This is a genomic window from Solirubrobacter soli DSM 22325 (assembly GCF_000423665.1).
GTDB lineage: Bacteria > Actinomycetota > Thermoleophilia > Solirubrobacterales > Solirubrobacteraceae > Solirubrobacter > Solirubrobacter soli.
The window spans coordinates 158,508-177,403 of sequence record NZ_KE384071.1; the positions used below are offsets into that span (position 1 = coordinate 158,508).

Sequence of the window (18,896 nt, forward strand, 5' to 3'; positions counted from 1 at the left end):
GGCATGGAACTGATGGAGTACCTGACGCGCTTCGCCGGGCAGGACGACGTGCTGGCGCGGGTCGAGCGCGAGACCCGGGAACGCCCGAACGCCGCGATGCTGTCCCGCCCTGACCAGGCGCGGCTGCTGACGTTGCTGGCGCGGATGCTGGACGCGCGGGAGGCGCTCGAGATCGGCACGTTCACCGGCTACGGCGCGATCTGCATCGCGCGCGGGCTGGCCGAGGGCGGGCAGCTGACGTGCTTCGAGGTCGACCCCGAGCTCGCGGACGTCTCGCGAGCGAACGTCGAGGCGGCGGGCCTGAGCGATCGCGTGACGATCAAGGTCGGCCCGGCGGGCGAGAGCCTCGCCGCGATCCCCGAGGTGCCGCACGTCGACCTCGCCTACGTCGACGCCGACAAGGACGGCTACCCCGCCTACTACGAGGCGCTGGTCCCGCGCATGCGACCGGGCGGCGTGATCGTGCTCGACAACATGCTGCTCGGCAAGCGGGTGCTCGAGGAAGGCAACGAACGCGGCGAGCGGATGACCGCGCTCAACGAGCGGATCGCGGCCGATGAGCGCGTCGAGTCGGTGCTCCTGGGCCTCCACGACGGGCTGACGATCGCGCGGATCATCGGATCGTGAGCGGGGTCCCGATCGGGAGCTCGCGCGCCAGCTTCAGGATGTCCGCGTTGCGCAGCCGGATGCAGCCGTGCGACACCGCGCCCGGGATCAGGTCCGGACGATCGGTGCCGTGGATGCCGACGTACCCCCCGCCCGGCCAGTCGGTGAGCGTCTCCGAGCGCGCGCTGGTCCCGAGCGCCACCGGCCCGTAGAACGCGCTCTTGTAGCGGGTCAGCCGGTTGCGGACCACGAACGTCCCGCGCGGCGTCGGCGCGTCGCGCGTCCCGATCCCGACCGGCACCCGCAGCACCGTCCGCCCGTCCTTCGTGAGCGTGAGGCGTCGCGCCGCGAGGTCGACGACGATCCGCGTCCCCACCGTCCCGTAGGCGCCGAGCGCCGACCGCGGCACCCACCCGGTCGTCCCGTTCGGCAACGCGGGCAACCGCACCTTGACCCACAGGTGCCGCCGCCCCAGCGGCAGCACGATGTTCGTCGTCGCCTCCGGCGTGAGCGCGCTGAGCGTCCCGACCTTGCGCGCGGCGCGCGACGGCGCCGCCCGCGCGACCACGTCGGACCGCACCGCCGCCCACGTCGTCTCGCCGCGGTGTCGCGGGAGCGGCACGGGCGCACCGATCTCGAACGCCCCCTTGGGCGTCGCGGGCAGCCGCGCGGCGGACTCGCGTGGAGTGGCGCGCGCGGGGGAAGAAGCGCCGCCGCGCGGCACGAGCGCGGCACCGGCGAGCACGACCGCGGCGATGACGAGGCCGGCCGCGACCGCAAGCGCACGCGACCGACGAACGCCGGCGCGGCCCGGCGGGGCGGCGCCGCCCGGCCCGGCGTGGCCCGGCGCGGCGTCGCGGCCCGGCTCGGCGTGGCCCGGCGCGGCATCGCGGCCCGGCGCGGCGGCGCGGCCCGGCGCGGCGTCGCCTCCCGCCGCGGCGGCGCGGCCCGGCGCGGCGGCGCCGCCCGGCCCGGCGTGGCCCGGCGCACCAGGTGCGCCGGTTTCGTCGCGGTTTCCGCGACGAAACCGGCTCACCCGGTGAACTTGGGCTTGCGGCGCGAGCGCGTCTTCACCACGAAGTGGGTGTCGGCGACGATCGCCAGCGTGGACTTCATGGAGCGCGGCTCGTCGAAGGCGTCGGCGGCCGGCGCCACACCCGCCAGCCGGCGGATCCATGCGGCGTGGCGCGCTTCGACCGAGTGGATCGCCAGCGCGGGCACCAGATACGAGCGGCTCTGGATCAGCGGCGCCTGGGCCTTGTAGGCGGCGACCGCGAGGTCCTCGAACGCGACCGCGGTGTTGCGGAAGCGCTCGGCGTCCTCGGTCGCGCCGCGGAAGTCGAAGCGGGGCCGCGCGACGGCGCGCGACCCGAGCACCTCGCGGAACGCCTTGACGTGGGCGCGCTCGTGGGCGGCGACGACCTTCGCCTGCTCGGCCAGGGGACCCGTCAGCGCACCGATCCGCTCGACCTCGGAATAGAAGGAGTCCTGGACGTACTCGAGCGTCAGCGCGTAGTTGAGGATCGCTTCGTCGCGGCGCGAGATGGCCGCCGAGGCGGGCGCCGAGGATGCGGCGAGCAGCGCTGCGCTCCCCAGCGCGGCACGCGCGAAGAACTGCGCCCGCGTCGTCCCGTGCAGCGTGTCCAACGCCGATCCGATCGCTCCGTCGCGGTCGACGTCGCCGAGGTTCACTGCACGTACCCGCTGCCCTTGAAGGTGTCGATCACGCGCTGGGCGTCGACGGTCGGCTCGGCCGCGTGGGGGGCGGGGTTCATCCCGCGCAGGTCGCGAATCCAGGCCGCGTGGCGCGACTCGACGGACACGATCCGCGCGGCCGCGCGCAGCGACTCCTTGGTCAGGTTCGGCGCCTGCGCGTTGTACGCCGCGACGCCGAGGTCCTCGAGCTTGAAGGCCGCGAGCGAGAACTTGTCCGCGTCAGACGTGTCGTCGCCGAAGTCGGTCTTCGGCGCCTTGCGCGCCGCGCTCCCCAACGCCTGTTTCAGGAACGCGATGTGCTCCTGCTCCTGCGCGGCGACCGTCGACGCGAACGTCTTCAACTCACCCGTCAGCCCCGCCCGCGACAAGCCCTCCGCGTAGAACGCCGCCTGCACGTACTCGAGCAGCAGCGCGAAGTTGAGGATCTCCGCATCCTGCTTGGCCGACGGCGCGGAGACGGCGGGATCCGCGTGCTCGCCGAGGACCACGCCTCCCACGGCGATCCCGCCCAGCGCCACCGCGCCCGCCTCGAACGCCGCCCGCCGCGTGATCAATGCGGCTCCCGCTGCGCGGTGCGCGCAGGAACCGCGTCGCGCTCGGCCTCGAGCGCGGCCTCGAACGACGGCGCGCGGGCGCCCGGCACCGGCGGAGGCGGCGGAGCGGGCCGCGCGGGCTGCGGGTAGTCGCGCCACTGGAAGCGCCTGGGCGCGACCGGCTCCGCGGCGGCCGGCTCCTCGATCGGCCGCTCGCGTCGCCGGCGCAGCCCGAGCCCGACGCCCGCGCCGAAGGCGAGCACCGCGGCAAGCCCGATCGGGACGGCCAGCGGCACACCGCCGCCGCCGTCGTCAGCGGAAACCGCACCCGCCGGAGTCGCCGACGGCGCCGCGGACGCAGATGCTGACGGTCCCGGAGTCACGGTCGCGGGCGCCTGGCCGGGCTGCAGCGGATACGCCTGCCAGAGCTCCTTGGGCGAGGGGGTCTGCTCCTGCGCGCGCGCCGGGGCCGGCGACAGGACCGCCAGCCCCACGACCACCCAGAAAGTCCGTGCGCTTACAGTCAGAGGTTCAGCCTAACGGGATCGGATGACCCCGTCACGCCATCACTGTTCGACTTCGGACGGGGCCTTGATCTCGCGCTTGAGGATCTTCCCGGTCGGCCCCTTCGGGAGCTCGGAGGAGAACCAGATCTGGCGCGGGTACTTGTACGCGGCGACACGCTCTTTGACATACGCGCGGATGTCGTCGGCGGATGCCTCGGCACCTGTCTTCAAAACGACAGCCGCCGCGACCTCCTCGCCCAGCGCGTCGTCCGGCACGCCCACGACCGCCGCCTCCGAGACCGCCGGGTGCTCGTAGAGCACCTCCTCGATCTCCCGCGGGTAGACGTTGTATCCGCCGCGGATGATCATGTCCTTCTTGCGGTCGACGATGAAGAAGTAGCCGTCGTCGTCCACGGTCGCCATGTCGCCGGTGGCGAACCAGCCGTCGCGCATCACGTCGGCGGTCGCGTCAGGCCGGTTCCAGTAGCCCTTCATCACGTTGTGGCCGCGGATCACGATCTCGCCCACGCCGCCCTGCTCGACGTCGTCGCCCTCGTCGTCGACCACCTTCATCTCGACCCCGGCGATCGGCGTCCCGATCGAGCCCGCCTTGCGCTCGGCGTCGGGGTGGTTGAACGACGCCACCGGCGAGGTCTCGCTCAGCCCGTAGCCCTCGAGGATGATGCAGTCGAACTTCTTCTCGAACGCCCGCATGACCTCGCCCGGCATCGCCGACCCTCCGGTCACGCACACGCGCAACGAGGCGGTGTCCGAGGGCTCGGGCACGTTGAGCATCGCGTGGTACATCGTCGGCACGCCCTCGAGCACGGTCACGCGATCGCGCTCGATGATCTGCAGCGCCTTGGCCGGATCGAAGCGCGGGATCAGCGTCAGGCACGCGCCGTGGGCGATCGCCGCGTTGAGCCCGCACGTCTGCCCGAAGGAGTGGAACAGCGGGAGCGCGCCGAGGATCACGTCCTCCTCGCCCACGTCGATCAGCGTCTTCGCCGTCACGGTGCAGTTCTGGCGCAGGTTGTCGTGGGTGAGCTCGGCGCCCTTCGGCGTCCCGGTCGTGCCGCTCGTGTAGAGGATCACGGCGGTGTCGTCACCCGCCCGCGGCTCGTCCTCCGGCGCCCGCGGCGCGCCCATCAGCAGCTTCTCGAACTCGTTCGGCGTCACGAGGATCAGCTCGGCGTCGGTGGCACCCTCGCGGGCCGCCTCCTCGAACCCGTGCCACGCGAACAGGACCTTCGCGCCGGAGTCCCCGAGGTAGAACCCGACCTCGCGCCCCTTCAGCAGCACGTTCATCGGCACCACGACCCCGCCCGCGCGCAGGATGCCGTAGTAGACCGCGCCGAAGTACGGGACGTTCGGCAGCATGATCCCGACCCGGTCACCCGGCGCCACGCCCTTGTCCTTGAGCAGGCCGGCTACGCGCGTCGCTGCCTCGTTGAGCAGCGCGTAGTTGAGGACGGCGTCGTCGAGCTTGAGGGCCGGACGGTCGGCGAACTTCGCCGCCGTGTCCGTCAGCAGCGTGGCAAGGGACATGAGAGCGACCCTACCGTCACGAGAACGGTTTGGCCGCCATCACGAAGATCGCGAGCAGCACGACCACGCCGAGGAAGCTCTCGGACGCCATGTAGCGCCGGTACACGCGGTCGTATTCGGCAGAGCCCGGGTCGAGCGCCGCCAGCTGCCGCACGGCGGGGACCACCACCCCGCCGCCCACCACCGCGATGATCGCGATGGCGCCGATCCCGACGCCCACGAACGGCTCGTCCCAGCGATGCCCGTCGGTCGCGAGGTAGATCCCGAACACGAGCACGAGCACGGTGAACGGACCCGTCACGACGTTGTTGAGCCGGTGCTGCGCGGCGTGCAGGCCCGGCAGCGCGGCCGGATGGTGGCGGCGGACGTACGGCACGAGCAGCGGCGCGCTGAGCGGAAGGCCGTACGCCGCGACGACCGCGATGATGTGCAGGGCGACGACAACGGTGTAGGTGCTCACGTGCGTCCAGGATGCACCGACGGACCCCTGGAGAATTCCCCTGACTTTGCTCGAACGCGACTCCGAGCGCGCCGCGATCGCGGCGGTGCTCGACGGTGCGGGTGGTTGCGTGCTGGTCTCCGGGCCCGCCGGGATCGGCAAGACCGCGCTGCTCGCCGAGGTCACGCACGAGCGCGTCCTGCGCGCCCGCGGGTCTGAGCTCGAGCGCTCGTTCGCGTTCGGCGCCGTCCAGCAGCTCTTCGCCCACGTCCCGGTCCCCTACTCCGGCGCCGCCCGCCACGCCGCCGGGGCGTTCTCAGCCGGAGGGGAGCCTGACCACGCCGTCCTGCACGGCCTCTACTGGCTGACGGCGGGCCTCGGCCCGGTGGCGATCGTGGTCGACGACGCCCACTGGCTCGACCAGCCCTCGCTGCGCTGGCTGGCCTACATGGTCAACCGCGTCGCCGACCTCCCGCTGGCGCTGGTGATCGCCGCCCGCAGCGACGAGCAGGACGAGCTGCTGCGCCGGATCGCTCTGCACCCGTCGACCACCGTCGTCACGCCGAAGCCGCTGTCACGCGACGCGGTCGCCGAGCTGGCGGGCGAGGAGCGGGCGACGGCGATCCACGAGGCCACCGGCGGCATCCCGTTCTACGTCCACGCGATGGCGGCTTCCGACGACGACTCCGCGCCGCGCTCGGTGGTGGAGTCGATCGCGCTGCGCCTGCAGGAGCTCGAGCCGAACTGCTTGCGCCTGGCCCGCGCGATGGCCGTCGCCGGCGGCGGCGGGACGATCGCCGCGCGGCTCGCGGGCCTCGACGTCCGCGACACCGTGACCGCCGCGGAGGCGTTGGCGAACGCCGAGATCCTCGACGGCGACAACTTCGCCCACCCGCTCGTCCACCAGGCGATCTACGCCGCGATCCCGGCCGCCGACCGCGCCGAGCTGCACGCGCAGGCGGCGAAGCTCGTGACCGGCCCGGAGCGGATCGCCGCCCACGTGCTCGCGGCCGGACCCGGCGGCGGCGTCCCGGCCGCCCGCGCGTTGCGCGAGGCCGCGACGGCCGCCTGGGCCCGTGGCGCGCCCGAGACCGCCGTCGCCTACCTCGAGCGAGCCGCGGAGGAGCAGCTCCCACGCGGGGAGCTCGTCCCGGTGCTGCGCGAACTCGCTCGCGCGCTGATCGCCACCAAGGGCCCGGGCGGCTTCCCGGTCCTGCGCCAGGCGCTGGCGCTGGCGTCCGGCGACGAACGTGAGGAGCTGGTGCTCGAGCTCGGCCGCGCGCTGATGATCCAGGGCTACTTCAGCGACGCCGCCGCCGTGTTCGCCCGCGGAGACGGTGAGGAGGCGCGGACCGAGCTCGCGACGGTCAGCGTGCTCGACCTCGCCCTCGTGCGGGGCTTCGGCGGCCTCGACGCGCTCGCGGCGCAGCTCCCGCCCGGGGCGTCCGCGGTGGGGGCGTGGATCGAGGTCGCTCGCACACCTCCCGCCGGCGTCGGCGCCGATCACGCCGAGCTCGCCTTCCCGGACGCCGGGCCGACGTCGATCGCCGCGGCGCTGATCGCGCTGATGGCGGCGGGCCGGCTCGAGCAGGCGGACGCGTGCTGGACGGCCGTGGCCGACGCCGCGCGGGCGGCGGGGGAGCTCGAGCGGCTGCGGCTCGCGGTCGCGCTGCGGGCCCTGGTGCGGGTGCGCCAGGGGCGGATCGCCGAGACCGAGGCCGACCTGCGCGAGCTGATCGCGTGGGTGAGCGAGCTGCCGGTCACGTACGGCGACTACCGGATCGCGCTGCCGTGGGTGATCTCGCCGCTGGTCGACGCCCTGCTGGAGCGCGGCGAGGTCGCGGAGGCGAGCGAGTGGGTGAGGCGCACGGGGCTCGAGCGCGACTGGCCGGAGATCTTCGGCTTCACGTTCCTGCTCGACACGCTCGCGCGGCTGCGGCTCGCGGAGGGACGGTTCCCGGAGGCCCTGAACCTGGCGCGGGAGTGCGCGAGGCGCCAGCGGGCGTGGGGCTTCAAGAACCCTGGCTTCGTCGCCTGGGGCTCGACGTTGGCGCTCGCCGCGCACGCGACCGGCCGCACCGAGGAGGCGCTCGACGCCGTCGACGAGCAGGCCGACTGGGCGGAGCGCTTCGGCGTCGCGCGTGAGCACGGGCGCGCGCTGCTCGCCCGCGCCCGCATCACCGGCGAGGGAGCGGAGCGGGCCGCCGCGGTGCTGCAGGGTTCGGAGGCGCGGCTGGACTACGCGCACGCGCTGGCCGAGCTCGGCGACCGCGACTCGCTGCGCGCGGCGCTCGAGCTGGCGGAGCGCTGCGGCGCCACCGCCCTGGCGTCCCGCGCCCGCGACGCGCTCGTCGCCACCGGCGCCCGCCCGCGCCGCACCGCGCTCACCGGCGCCGCGGCGCTGACCGCGGCCCAGGAACGCGTCGCGCGGCTGGCCGCCGGCGGCCTCGGCAACCGCGAGATCGCCGAGCTGCTCTTCGTGACCGAGAAGACCGTCGAAGGCCACCTCGGCGCCACCTACCGCAAGCTCGGCATCGCGTCCCGCAGTCAGCTCTCCGACGCGCTCCGAACCGATCCCGCCGACGCCGCGTAACGCGACCGCCACTGCGGAGGGGAGGGCCGCGGTGCCCAGCCGCCGGAGCCGTGGCGCGCCCGCGCCCGCGCGCCCGCTCCGGCGGCCGCCCCTACTTAAGGGGTCAGACCCTTAACAATTGTTTTGGCTCTACAGCGTGCTTCGCAATGTTGAGGGGTCTGACCCTTTTAGGTGAGCGCTTCGCGGGGGACCACGACGACGGGGACCGGGGAGTGGCGGACGATCTTCGCCGCGCGGGAGCCGAGGAAGACGCGGGCGATCGGGCCGACCGAGGACGAGCCCACGACGAGCACGTCGCCGTCGGCCCACTCGATGTCCTCGAGCGCCTCCTCCCACGTCTCGCCGCGGCCGACGACCACCTCCTGGTCGAGCGCGCCGACCACGTCGTCGGTCCACTGCGCGACGATCGCGTCCTCGCCCGACTGGCCGACGCCCGCTTCGATCGGCGCACGCGGACGCACGGCGAACGTGACGACCCGCAGCTCCGCACCCACCCGCGCCGCGACCCGCGACGCCGCGGCGACCAACGTGTCGTCGGTCCCCCCGAACGCCGCCGTCACGCGCCGCACCGGGCACCCGCCGCGGCAGCGGAACCCGCGCGGCGCCAAGGCGATCGGGATCGGCGAGCTGTACAGCAGCCGCCCGCTGACCGACCCGAGCGCGACCTGGCCCATCGCCCCCGCCGCGGCCGAACCGAGCACGATCATCGACGCACCCCGCTCCTCCGCGACCTCCAACAGTCCGGCGGGAGTCGAGCGGGCGTGATGGACCACGTACGACGCGTCCACCGACAGCCGCGAGCGCGCCTCGTCCAACGCGGCCTGGGCCGTCTCGGCCAGCGACGCCTGGTACTCAGCGTCGACGCGGCCCGGTCCGGGCAGCCAGGGCTGGGGCACGACCGAGACCACCACGAGGTCCGAGTCGCCCGTCCGCGCGAGCATCGAAGCGAGCTCCAGAACAGCCCGCCCACGCCCATCTGGCGCGTAGCCGACGACGAACGTCATGCGGCCTTCTTCCCCAGCTCGGAGTGCTTGATGCCGTAGAAGAAGTACCAAGCCAAAGCGACGGAGGACCAGATGACGAACACGTAGATCGTGACCGCCCGCAGGTCCTTGATGATCCAGAAGCAGCCCGCGATCGACAGGATCGGCACCACCGGGTAGAGCGGCACCTTGAACCCGCGCTCCAGGTCCGGCGCGGTGCGCCGCAGCACCATCACCCCCACCGACACCACCAGGAACGCGACCAGCGTCCCGATGCTCGTCATCTCCGCGAGGAAGTTGATCGGCAGCACGCCTGCGAGCAGCGAGACCACGATCGCGACGATGATCGTCGCCGGCACCGGCGTCATCGTGCGCGGGTTCACCTTGTGGAAGATCGGCGGGATCATCCCGTCGCGGCCCATCGCGAACAGGATCCGCGTCTGGCCGTAGATCACGACCAGCGTGACGCTGAAGATCGAGACCACGGCGCCCGCGGCGAGCACGGTCGCCGGCCAGGTCGAGCCGGTCACGTCCTCGAGGATCGCGGCGAGGCCGGCCTCCTGCCCGTCGAACGCGGACACCGGCTGCGCGGCCACGGCGACGATCGCCACCAGCACGTACAGCGACGTCACCGCGACGAGCGAGATGATGATCGCCAGCGGCATCGTCCGGCGCGGGTTGCGCACCTCCTCGCCCGCGGTCGAGACCGCGTCGAGTCCGATGTAGCTGAAGAAGATGATCCCCGCCGCCGACGTGATCCCGCCGAGGCCGAACGGCGTGAAGTCGGACAGGTTGTTGGAGTCCCAGCCCTGGACGCCGAGGACGACGAACAGGATGAGCACGCTGATCTTGATCATCACCATCGCGGCGTTGACCTTCGCCGACTCGCTCGCGCCGCGGATCAGCAGCAGCGTGCACAGCCCGACGAGCACGACCGCGGGCACGTTGAAGACGCCGCCGGCCTCCGGAGCCTTCGAGAGCGCGTCCGGGATCGTGAAGCCGAAGAGGTTGTTCAGCAGCTCGTTCAGATACTGCGACCAGCCGACCGCGACCGCCGCCGCGGACACCCCGTACTCGAGGAGCAAGCAGGCGGCGACGACCATCGCGACGCCCTCTCCAAGCGTGGCGTAGGCGTACGAGTACGACGAGCCCGACACCGGCACCGCGCTCGCCAGCTCGGCGTAACAGATGGCGGTCAGGCCGGCCACGGTGCCGGCGAGCACGAACGACCAGATCACCGCCGGCCCGGCGACCGGCACCGCCTGCGTGAGCACGATGAAGATGCCGGTGCCGATCGTGGCGCCGATCCCGAACATCGACAGCTGGAACAGGCCGATCGAGCGCGACAGCTCACCGGAGCCCGAGTCCGCCCCGGTCTCCGCGGTCATCGCGGCTACGGGCTTACGACGCAGAACCTGCTCCCGCAGGGGCTGCTTCACAGCATCCATATCTCTCCTCTCGAGGGGTGCTTCTATGCGTCTCGCGCGAGCAGGTCCGCCCACGTCTCGCGCCGTACGACGACCCGCGCCGCGCCGTCGCCGGCGAAGACGACCGGGATGCGGCGGGTGCCGTTGTAGTTGTTGGCCATCGTGTGGCAGTAGGCGCCGGTCGCCGGCACCGCGATCAGATCTCCGACGACGGGCGTCTCCAGCGCCACGCCGTCGATCAGCACGTCGCCGCTCTCGCAGTGGCGGCCGACGAGCGCGTACCGCTCGCCCCCACCGGTCACGCGGTTGGCGACGGCCGCCTCGAAGCGCTGGTCGAACAGCGCGACCTCGAGGTTGTCGCCCATGCCGCCGTCGACGGCGACGAACTGCCGCTTGCGGGTGACGACGCGATACAGGGTCGACGCATTCGCCGCGACCATGCTGCGGCCCGGCTCGATGATGATCTCGGCCTCCGCCGGCAGGTGCTCGCGGGCCGCGCCGATCAGCGCGTCAAGGTACTCCGGCACGCTCGGCGGGTGGTCGGCGTACGAGTACCGCGCGCCCAGACCGCCGCCGAGGTCATAGATCTCGAACTCGCCCAGCGCGGCGACGGGCGCGACCGAGTCGGCGAACGGCTCGACGTCGAGGATCTGCGAGCCGACATGGACGTGCAAACCGCGCATGCGGAGCCGGTCCGACCGCTCGATCCGCTTGATCAGCGGCGCGGCGTCCACCGGCAAGAGGCCGAACTTCGAGCCCTCGTGACCGGTCAGGACGTGCGCGTGGGTGTCGGCGGTGACGCCCGGGATCACCCGCACGAGGACGTCGTGCCGGGCGCCGGTCGCCTCCAGCCGGTCCACGTCGTCGGCGTTGTCGACGACCACCAGCCCGATCCCGTGCTCGGCCGCGAGCGCGATCTCCTCGTCGGTCTTGGCGTTGCCGTGGTGGACGATCAGCGCCGGATCGACGCCCGCCTTCAGCGCGGTGACGATCTCGCCGCCGCCCGCGACGTCGAGCCCCAGACCCTCCTCGACCATGACCCGCTGCACAGCGGTCGCGGGGAACGCCTTGGACGCGAACACGACCCGCGAGCGCGGCCAGCGCGCCGCCAGCTCGGCCCGGTACTCGCGCGCCCGCGCCCGCAGCGCCGGCTCGTCGACGATCAGCGCCGGGGTTCCGAACTCCTCCGCGAGCGCGTCGGCACGACATCCACCCAGGAGCAACATCCCGTCCGCGGCGAGTCCGCTCGAAGGCGGGAAGAGCGAGAGCAGGTCGGCCATGGCGGGACCTTATGAGTGGGAAACGAACGTTGCCTCTGTGGGAACTCCAACATCGTGCCCGCCGCTTCGTTAGCGTGCCGAACATGGCTGTCCTCGATCGCTTCCGGCTCGACGGCAAGGTCGCCGTCATCACCGGCGCTTCGTCCGGGCTGGGCGCCGCGTTCGCGGTCGGCCTCGCCGAGGCGGGGGCCGACGTCGTGATCGCCGCCCGCCGCGCGGACCGGCTCCAAGAGACCGCGGAGCGCGTCGGCGCCCTCGGCCGCACCTCCCTGGCGGTGACCGCGGACGTCGCCAAGCCGGAGGACTGCACGCGGATCGTCACCGAGGCGATGGACGCGTTCGGCCACGTCGACGTGCTCGTCAACAACGCGGGCGTCGGCACGGCCGTCCCCGCCTCGCGCGAGACGCCCGAGCAGTTCCGCGGCGTGATCGAGGTCAACCTCAACGGGTCCTACTGGATGGCGCAGGCGTGCGGGCGGGTGATGCAGCCCGGGTCGACGATCATCAACATCGGGTCGGTGCTCGGCCAGACGACGGGCGCGCTCCCGCAGGCCGCGTACGCGTCGAGCAAGGCGGCGATCATCGGGCTCACGCGCGACCTCGCGGTCCAGTGGACGGCGCGCAAGGGCATCCGCGTGAACGCGCTCGCCCCCGGGTTCTTCCCGAGCGAGATGACCGAGCAGTACCCGGAGGGCTACATCGAGAGCATGATGGCCCGCGTGCCCGCCGGCCGGGCCGGCGATCCCGACGAGCTCGTCGCCGCGCTGCTGTTCCTCGCCAGCGATGCATCTTCCTACGTAACCGGCGTAGTCCTTCCGGTTGACGGCGGCATGCTCGCTACCTGAAAGGCGAGGTAGCCGAACCCAAAAGCACCCCCGACCCGGATTAGGGTCGGTTGGTGATGCGCACCCTCGCCGCGACGCTGTTTGCCGTCCTCGCCTTCTGCTCGCCCGCATTCGCCTCCTCGGTGACCAACGTCACCGTGGACAACTCAGCGCCGTCGTCGGCGGCCGGCGCGCGGACGAGCTACGTCGTCTCCTTCAAGGCGACGAACGGGATCGCAGCGTCAGGCCGCGTCACGGTGACGTTCCCGGCGGCCGCGGCCTTCGAAGGCTGGGCGGGCGGGACGATCGTCGCCGGCGGCACGCAGGTCGGCAACTGCGGCTCGCCCAACAATGCGGTCGTGCAGTGCTCGCTCTTCACCGGCCAGACGGTGGCGACGGGCGCGACCGTCACCGTCACGCTCAACGGCGTCCGCAACCCCGGGAACGGCGCGAACACGCTGAGCGTGTCCACCACCGTTGACGCCGATGCCGTCAACGCACAGTTCGCGCTGACCGCGGCCGGAACACTCTCCCAGGTGATTGTCGACAATTCGACACCGTCCCCCGCGACGGGTGCGCGGACGCGCTACCTCGCCTCGTTCAAGGTCTCGGCCGGCGGCGGCCTCTCGCAGCAGGCGAACAGCCGGATCGACGTCGTGTTCCCGCCGGGCACGAGCTTCCTCGGCTACGCGGGCGCGAGCGTGACCGTCGGCGGCACTCAGGTCGGCAACTGCGGTTCGCCGAGCAACGGCGCGATCCAGTGCTCGCTGTTCACCGGCGAGACGGTCGCCGCGGGCGCCACGGTGAACCTCGCCTTCAACGGCATCACCAACACGACCGACGTCGGCCAGCGCACGATCAGCGTCGACACCACCTCCGACACCGCACTCACGCCGTCCGCGGCGTTCACGGTCACCGCCGCGAACCCGGTGACGGGCGTGAACGTCGTCAACGCCAGCCCCTCGGCCGCCGCGGGCGCGCGCACCCGCTACGTGATCAGCTTCACCACCTCGGCCACCGGCGGGCTCTCCAACGCCGCCAACAGCCACATCCAGATCCCGTTCCAGAGCGGGACGACGTTCGCGGGCTGGGCGGGCGGCACGATCAGCGCCGGCGGGCAGGACGTCGGCAACTGCGGCGCGCCCAACGGCCTGCTCCTCGACTGCTCGCTGTTCACGAACGCTTCGATCCCGCCGTCGACGCAGGTGACGATGACCCTCACCGGCGTCAGCAACCCGGACACCCCGAGCACGGCGACCAAGCTCAGCGTCAACACGACGTCCGACCCCGCGCTGGTCTTCTCGCAGAACTTCACGGTGCTACCGGCGAATGCGTTGACCAACGTGACCGTCGCCAACGCCGCCCCGAGCGCCGCGGCGGGCGCTCGCACGCAGTACGTGGTCCGGTTCACGACCTCGGCGACCGGCGGGCTGTCCAACGGCGCCAACAGCCGGCTCGACTTCACGTTCCCCGCGGGCACCACGTTCCCCGGCTGGGCGGGCGGAACGATCAATGTCGCGGGCGCCGCGGTCGGCAACTGCGGGGCGCCCAACGGGCTCGCCGTGCAGTGCTCGCTGTTCACCAACGGCGCCATCGCCCCGAGCACCGCGGTCGAGGTCGCTTTCACGGGTGTGACCAACCCCACGACACCGGGCGCGGACAAGGCCGTCTCGGTGTCGACGACGTCGGACCCGGGCGCGGTGGCGTCAGCGCCCTTCACCGTCGTTCCGGCGGGGACGCTGAGCGCGATCACGGCCGCCAACGCGAACCCCTCGAACGCCGTGGGCGCGCGCACGACCTTCGTCGTCACGCTCAAGCTGTCCGCCACCGGCGCGCTGTCCACGGGCGGGAACAGCCGGCTGACGTTCACCTTCCCGACGGGGACGACGTTCGCCGGCTGGACGGGCTCGACGATCCGCGACGTGACGAGTGCCACGGACATCGGCAACTGCGGAGCGCCGAGCGGGCTCAACGTCACCTGCTCGCTGTTCACCAACGCGAGCGCCGCCGCCGGTGACGTGCTGCGGGTCACGTTCAACGGCGTCGCCAACCCGACCACGACGGGCACGGACAAGACCGTCTCGGTCTCGACGACGTCGGACCCGGCGGTGATCGCCTCAGCCCCGTTCAGCGTGATCTCGGGCGGCGCGCTCACCAATGTCGGCGTGACCGCCGCCTCGCTCACGCCGTCGGCCTCGACGACCTACGTCGTCCGGTTCACCGCGTCGGCGACCGGCGGGCTCTCCAATGCCGCCAACAGCCGCATGGACTTCACGTTCCCGACGGGCACGACGTTCACCGGCTCCAGCGCCAGCGTGCTCGACGTCACGAGCGGGGCGGTCGTCGGCAACTGCGGCGCGCCGAACGGGCTCACCGTGGAGTGTGGCTTCTTCAGCAACGCCGGCGTCGCCGCGGGCGACGAGCTGCGCACGACGTTCAGCAGCGTCACGAACCCCCCGACGGCCGGGCCGTACCAGCTCAGCGTCACGACGACGTCCGACCTGCCGGCGACCGCTTCGGCGAGCTACGCCCAAGGCGACACGGTCGCGCCGGACACCACGATCGACTCCGGCCCGACCGGTCCCGATCCGTCGCGTTCCTTCACGTTCTCCTCCAGCGAGCCGGGCGGGACGTTCGAGTGCCGTGTCGACTCGGGGCCGTTCACCGCGTGCACGTCGCCGTACACGACGCCCGCACAGACGGCCGGGGCGCACACGTTCGGCGTCCGCGCCGTCGATGCCGGCGGCAACCCCGATCCCACGCCCGCCACCAGGACGTTCACGATCACCCTGGGCGCGCCGGACACGACGATCACCTCGGGCCCGTCCGGCACGATCGGTGTGACCTCCGCCGCGTTCAGCTTCGATTCCCCGGACGCGGGCGCGACGTTCGAGTGCGCGCTCGACGGCGGCTTCACGCCGTGCACGTCGCCGAAGTCCTACAGCGGGCTGAGCGAGGGCGCGCACACCTTCAGCGTCCGCGCAGTGAGCGCGGGCGTGACCGACCCGACCCCCGCGACGCGGACGTTCACGGTGGCGACCGCGACGCCGACGCCGACGCCGACGGCAACCGCGACGGCCACGGCCACCGCGACGCCGATCCCGATCGCCACGACCGCTCCGACGCCGGTCCCGACCGCCACCGCCACCCCGACGCCCACGCCCACGCCCACGCCGCAGGCGGAGTTCAAGCAGGACGTCGTCGTCGCTCCGATCGAGGGCACCATCGACGTGTGCGACAAGCCCGGCGTCAACTGCCGCAAGCTCGCCGCGGGCACGGAGGTGCCGCTCAACAAGACGATCGACGCGCGCAACGGCACCGTCGAACTGAGCACGGTCGGCGCGGACGGGAAGGTCGAGACCGCGAAGTTCTACGACGGCATGTTCAAGGTCTCCCAGACCGCCACGACCACCGACCTGACCCTCAACGAGCCGCTCGACTGCTCGAAGAAGGGCAAGCAGGCGAGCGTCTCGGCGGGCAAGAAGAAGCCCAAGTCGCGCAAGCTCTGGGGCGACGGCAAGGGCCGCTTCCGCACCAAGGGCAGCTACAGCGCCGCGACCGTCCGCGGCACCAAGTGGCTGGTGCAGGACACGTGCACGAGCACGCTGACGCGGGTGGCCCAGGGCGTGGTGTCCGTGCGCGACAACGTGCGCGGCAAGACGGTCACGCTGCGAGCGGGAAAGAGCTATACGGCAAAGCGGCGTTGACCTCCCAGAGCGAGATCGGGGCCCGCGCCCCGGTCGAGATCGCCATGATCGACCCGAGAGCCTGCAGGAACGCGGGGCCGCGGTCGCGCAGCGGGAGCTCGGCGTCCTCGCGCGTCTCCCACAGCATCAGCATCAGCGCCTTGCCGGTCTCGCGATCGACGAGGTTGAGCGTGCCGGCGAAGCCGCGCTCGGCCTCCAGCGCGGGGAGCATCTCCTCGCGCACGATCCGGTCCATCTGCTCGCGCAGCTCGGGGGTGGTGCCGCCTTCGACGAGTTGGCAGTACATGTCAGGTCTCCTGGTTCGAGTTGGAGACCGGACGATCCCGGACGCGGCGCCCCGCCACCTCGGGGGGACCCCCGAGGGGTTCCCCTAAAGCGGGGGGGTCCGGGGGGCGGCAGCTCCCCGGTGGATCACAACGATGTCGTCCGCGCCGACGCCCGCGCGGAACAGCCGCTTCGCGGCCTCCATCACGGCGCCGTTGCGCTCGGCCACCGGCAGCCACACCCGCGCGCCGTCGGCGTACGGCGGCTGCTCGCTCATGTCCTCCAGCGCGATCATCGCCGCGTGGGCGGCGGCGGGATGCGTCAGCGTGACCTCGATCTGCATGCGCACATGCTCGCGCGCGATTAGGTCTGGTTCTGTCCTCAATACACGCGATGATGGCGTTGTGAGCGAGACCACCTCGAGCCGCCTGCTGACCCTGCTGTCGCTGCTGCAGGGCCGTCGCGACTGGCCGGGGTCCGAGCTCGCGGACCGGTTGGAGGTGTCCGCGCGCACGGTCCGGCGCGACGTCGAGCGGCTGCGTTCGCTCGGGTACCCGGTCGAGTCGATGACCGGCCCGGCGGGCGGCTACCAGCTCCGCGCCGGGACCGCGATGCCGCCGCTGCTGCTCGACGACGACGAGGCGATCGCGATCGCCGTCGGCCTGCGGACCGCCGCGGGCGGCTCGATCTCGGGGATCGAGGAGACCGCGGTCCGCGCGCTGGTCAAGCTCGAGCAGGTCCTTCCCTCCCACCTGCGCCGCCGCGTCCAGGCCCTGACGGCCGCGACCCAGACGCTCAACGTCTACGGCGGCCCGACGATCGACCCGCAGACGTTGACGCTCCTCGCCGCCGCGGTGCGCGACCACGAGCGCGTGCGCTTCGCGTACACCTCCCGCGACCGTGCCGGCACCCAGCGCGAGACCGAGCCGCACTCGCTGGTCAACGCGGGCCGCCGCTGGTACCTCGTCGCCTACGACTGCGGCCGCGAGGACTGGCGCACGTTCCGCGTCGACCGCATCGAGGGCGCGGCCTCGACCGGCGCCCGCTTCCACCCGCGCGAGCTCCCGGCCAAGGACGCCGCCGAGTACGTCCAGCGCTCGCTGCACTCCTATCCCTCCCGCTACGAGGCCCGCCTCACCGTCGAATGCGCCGCGGAGGAGCTCCAGGGCCGCCGCTGGCTCGGCGGCGACATCACCCCGCTGGCCGACAACCGGTGCGAGTTGCGCACCTCCGACGACAACCTCGACTGGCTGGCGATGCGGATCGCGATGCTCTCGGCGCCCTACACGGTCCACGAGCCGCCCGAGGTGATCGAGCGCCTGCGGGCCATCGCCGACGGCATCGCGAGCGCTACGGTTCGCTCACCCACGACGGGAGGAGAACGCGATGCCGGTCGACCCGCAGATCCAGGCGCTGCTCGATGAGATGGAGGAGGCCGGGGCGAAGCCCTTCGAGGAGTTGACCGTGGCCGAGGCCCGCGCGGCCGCGTGGTCGTTCGCGGCGCTGCAGGGCGAGCCCGAGGAGGTCGCGTCGGTCGAGCACACGTTCATCCCCGGCCCGACCGCCGAGATCCCGGTGCGGATCTACACGCCCGCGGGCGCCGAAGGTCCCTACCCCGGCCTTGTCTACTTCCACGGCTCGGGCTGGGTGGTGCTCAACATCTGCGTCTGCGACACGACGATGCGCGCGCTGGCGAACTCGACCGGCTGCAAGGTCGTCGCGGTCAACTACCAGAAGGCGCCGGAGCATCCGTTCCCGATCCCGTTCGAGGACTGCTGGGCCGCGACGAACTGGGTCGTCGAACATGCGGACGAGCTCGGGCTCGACGCGGCGCGCATCGGCCTGATCGGCGACTCGGCGGGCGGCAACCTGGCGGCCGCGGTCGCACTGCGGGCACGTGACGAGGGCGCACCCAAGATCGCCTTCCAGGCGCTCATCTACCCCGCCGTCGAGCACGGCTGGGACACGGCATCCGCGCACGAGAACGCCGAGGGCTACCTGCTCCAGCGCGAGTCCATGCACTGGTTCTGGGACCACTACATCCCGGACAAGTCGGTCGCGAAGGACTGGCGCGTGTCACCGCTGCTGGCGGCCGACCACTCCGGCCTGCCACCGGCGTTCATCGCCACGGCCGAGTACGACCCGCTGCGCGACGACGGCCGCGCCTACCACGCCAAGCTGCACGACGCCGGCGTCCCGTCGACCTACGTCGAGTACGACGGGATGATCCACGGCTTCTACTGGATGCAGGGCATCGCCGATGGCGCGCGACGCCTGCACGAGGACCTCGCGGAATCGATCCGCGCGGCCCTGCAGCCGATCGCCGCCTGACCGTACGTCTTTCGTATTAAGGATCCTAGGGCGGGTCCTCATGTTGCCCACATCAACAGGCACTGGGGATCCCCCGGATGCGATAGAGGTTCTTGAGCGGAGAGGATTGCCTTGTTCGATCCTCCCCCAATTCAAGGAG

Annotated in this window: 17 protein-coding genes; 6 read left to right on the forward strand and 11 right to left on the reverse strand. The window is 72.3% G+C overall.

The genetic code is table 11. The features are described 5' to 3' along the window. Nucleotides 1-3: 3 nt before the first annotated feature. Entirely contained in the window at nucleotides 4-627 is a 624-nt protein-coding gene (locus G569_RS0136570; RefSeq protein ID WP_053227536.1) for an O-methyltransferase, read from the forward strand. Here G569_RS0136570 and G569_RS59810 read toward each other — a convergent pair. From G569_RS59810 to G569_RS0136600, 6 genes are all read right to left on the reverse strand, one after another. Continuing rightward, nucleotides 614-1,642: a L,D-transpeptidase gene (locus G569_RS59810; RefSeq protein ID WP_053227537.1), complete on the reverse strand. Its 1,029-nt coding sequence runs from the start codon at nucleotides 1,640-1,642 to the stop codon at nucleotides 614-616. The genes G569_RS0136570 and G569_RS59810 overlap by 14 nt on opposite strands. Further along, the gene (locus G569_RS59815) at nucleotides 1,639-2,298 is read right to left on the reverse strand and encodes a ferritin-like domain-containing protein (protein WP_053227538.1); all 660 of its coding nucleotides are present in this window, start codon (nucleotides 2,296-2,298) and stop codon (nucleotides 1,639-1,641) included. Before G569_RS59815 ends, G569_RS59810 begins: the two co-directional genes overlap by 4 nt. Continuing rightward, on the reverse strand, nucleotides 2,295-2,876 hold the full coding sequence (locus tag G569_RS59820) for a ferritin-like domain-containing protein (protein ID WP_053227539.1): 582 nt from the start codon (nucleotides 2,874-2,876) through the stop codon (nucleotides 2,295-2,297). The genes G569_RS59815 and G569_RS59820 overlap by 4 nt, the downstream gene beginning before the upstream one ends. Further along, nucleotides 2,873-3,349, reverse strand: coding sequence for a hypothetical protein (locus G569_RS64215; protein WP_169542326.1), 477 nt, complete (start codon nucleotides 3,347-3,349; stop codon nucleotides 2,873-2,875). The genes G569_RS59820 and G569_RS64215 overlap by 4 nt, the downstream gene beginning before the upstream one ends. A 72-nt stretch (nucleotides 3,350-3,421) precedes the next feature. Beyond that, the gene (locus G569_RS0136595) at nucleotides 3,422-4,909 is read right to left on the reverse strand and encodes a long-chain-fatty-acid--CoA ligase (protein WP_028067081.1); all 1,488 of its coding nucleotides are present in this window, start codon (nucleotides 4,907-4,909) and stop codon (nucleotides 3,422-3,424) included. A 16-nt stretch (nucleotides 4,910-4,925) separates the two neighbouring features. After that, entirely contained in the window at nucleotides 4,926-5,369 is a 444-nt protein-coding gene (locus G569_RS0136600; RefSeq protein ID WP_028067082.1) for a hypothetical protein, read from the reverse strand. 46 nt (nucleotides 5,370-5,415) lie between these two features. Here G569_RS0136600 and G569_RS0136605 point away from each other — a divergent pair, with 46 nt between their 5' ends. After that, complete coding sequence (locus G569_RS0136605) at nucleotides 5,416-7,941, forward strand: AAA family ATPase (RefSeq protein WP_028067083.1); 2,526 nt, start codon at nucleotides 5,416-5,418, stop codon at nucleotides 7,939-7,941. Between the two features lie 167 nt (nucleotides 7,942-8,108). Here G569_RS0136605 and G569_RS0136610 read toward each other — a convergent pair whose 3' ends face one another. The 3 genes from G569_RS0136610 to lysA all read right to left on the reverse strand — a co-directional run bounded on the left by G569_RS0136610 (nucleotide 8,109) and on the right by lysA (nucleotide 11,631). Then, the gene (locus G569_RS0136610) at nucleotides 8,109-8,945 is read right to left on the reverse strand and encodes a universal stress protein (protein ID WP_028067084.1); all 837 of its coding nucleotides are present in this window, start codon (nucleotides 8,943-8,945) and stop codon (nucleotides 8,109-8,111) included. After that, complete coding sequence (locus tag G569_RS0136615) at nucleotides 8,942-10,312, reverse strand: amino acid permease (protein WP_211233188.1); 1,371 nt, start codon at nucleotides 10,310-10,312, stop codon at nucleotides 8,942-8,944. Before G569_RS0136615 ends, G569_RS0136610 begins: the two co-directional genes overlap by 4 nt. 83 nt (nucleotides 10,313-10,395) lie before the next feature. Next, nucleotides 10,396-11,631 (reverse strand): diaminopimelate decarboxylase, encoded by a 1,236-nt coding sequence (lysA, locus tag G569_RS0136620; protein WP_028067086.1) that lies wholly within the window; start codon nucleotides 11,629-11,631, stop codon nucleotides 10,396-10,398. An 83-nt stretch (nucleotides 11,632-11,714) separates the two neighbouring features. On the opposite strand from lysA, the gene G569_RS0136625 reads away from it, so the two are divergent. Both G569_RS0136625 and G569_RS63315 read left to right on the forward strand, forming a co-directional pair. Beyond that, on the forward strand, nucleotides 11,715-12,476 hold the full coding sequence (locus tag G569_RS0136625; RefSeq protein WP_028067087.1) for an SDR family NAD(P)-dependent oxidoreductase: 762 nt from the start codon (nucleotides 11,715-11,717) through the stop codon (nucleotides 12,474-12,476). 56 nt (nucleotides 12,477-12,532) lie between these two features. Then, nucleotides 12,533-16,162, forward strand: a complete 3,630-nt coding sequence (locus G569_RS63315) for a beta strand repeat-containing protein (protein ID WP_028067088.1) — start codon at nucleotides 12,533-12,535, stop codon at nucleotides 16,160-16,162. Here G569_RS63315 and G569_RS0136635 read toward each other — a convergent pair. Continuing rightward, nucleotides 16,119-16,448, reverse strand: a complete 330-nt coding sequence (locus G569_RS0136635) for a hypothetical protein (protein ID WP_028067089.1) — start codon at nucleotides 16,446-16,448, stop codon at nucleotides 16,119-16,121. The two genes, G569_RS63315 and G569_RS0136635, sit on opposite strands and share 44 nt — an antisense overlap. An 84-nt stretch (nucleotides 16,449-16,532) precedes the next feature. Further along, entirely contained in the window at nucleotides 16,533-16,769 is a 237-nt protein-coding gene (locus tag G569_RS0136640) for a hypothetical protein (protein ID WP_028067090.1), read from the reverse strand. 61 nt (nucleotides 16,770-16,830) lie between these two features. Here G569_RS0136640 and G569_RS54680 point away from each other — a divergent pair, with 61 nt between their 5' ends. Both G569_RS54680 and lipP1 read left to right on the forward strand, forming a co-directional pair. Further along, on the forward strand, nucleotides 16,831-17,850 hold the full coding sequence (locus G569_RS54680; protein ID WP_037501770.1) for a helix-turn-helix transcriptional regulator: 1,020 nt from the start codon (nucleotides 16,831-16,833) through the stop codon (nucleotides 17,848-17,850). After that, nucleotides 17,813-18,757: a LipP1 family hormone-sensitive lipase gene (gene lipP1 / locus G569_RS0136650; RefSeq protein WP_028067091.1), complete on the forward strand. Its 945-nt coding sequence runs from the start codon at nucleotides 17,813-17,815 to the stop codon at nucleotides 18,755-18,757. The genes G569_RS54680 and lipP1 overlap by 38 nt, the downstream gene beginning before the upstream one ends. The last annotated feature ends 139 nt before the right edge of the window (nucleotides 18,758-18,896 follow it).

Excerpts from the sequence above, each read along its gene's own strand:
- G569_RS0136570 (WP_053227536.1), top strand. The coding sequence starts at position 4 with ATGGAACTGATGGAGTACCTGACGCGCTTCGCCGGGCAGGACGACGTG.
- G569_RS0136595 (WP_028067081.1), bottom strand. The coding sequence starts at position 4,909 with ATGTCCCTTGCCACGCTGCTGACGGACACGGCGGCGAAGTTCGCCGAC.
- G569_RS0136610 (WP_028067084.1), bottom strand. The coding sequence starts at position 8,945 with ATGACGTTCGTCGTCGGCTACGCGCCAGATGGGCGTGGGCGGGCTGTT.
- G569_RS0136615 (WP_211233188.1), bottom strand. The coding sequence starts at position 10,312 with ATGACCGCGGAGACCGGGGCGGACTCGGGCTCCGGTGAGCTGTCGCGC.
- lysA (WP_028067086.1), bottom strand. The coding sequence starts at position 11,631 with ATGGCCGACCTGCTCTCGCTCTTCCCGCCTTCGAGCGGACTCGCCGCG.
- G569_RS0136625 (WP_028067087.1), top strand. The coding sequence starts at position 11,715 with ATGGCTGTCCTCGATCGCTTCCGGCTCGACGGCAAGGTCGCCGTCATC.
- G569_RS63315 (WP_028067088.1), top strand. The coding sequence starts at position 12,533 with ATGCGCACCCTCGCCGCGACGCTGTTTGCCGTCCTCGCCTTCTGCTCG.
- G569_RS0136635 (WP_028067089.1), bottom strand. The coding sequence starts at position 16,448 with ATGTACTGCCAACTCGTCGAAGGCGGCACCACCCCCGAGCTGCGCGAG.
- G569_RS0136640 (WP_028067090.1), bottom strand. The coding sequence starts at position 16,769 with ATGCAGATCGAGGTCACGCTGACGCATCCCGCCGCCGCCCACGCGGCG.
- lipP1 (WP_028067091.1), top strand. The coding sequence starts at position 17,813 with ATGCCGGTCGACCCGCAGATCCAGGCGCTGCTCGATGAGATGGAGGAG.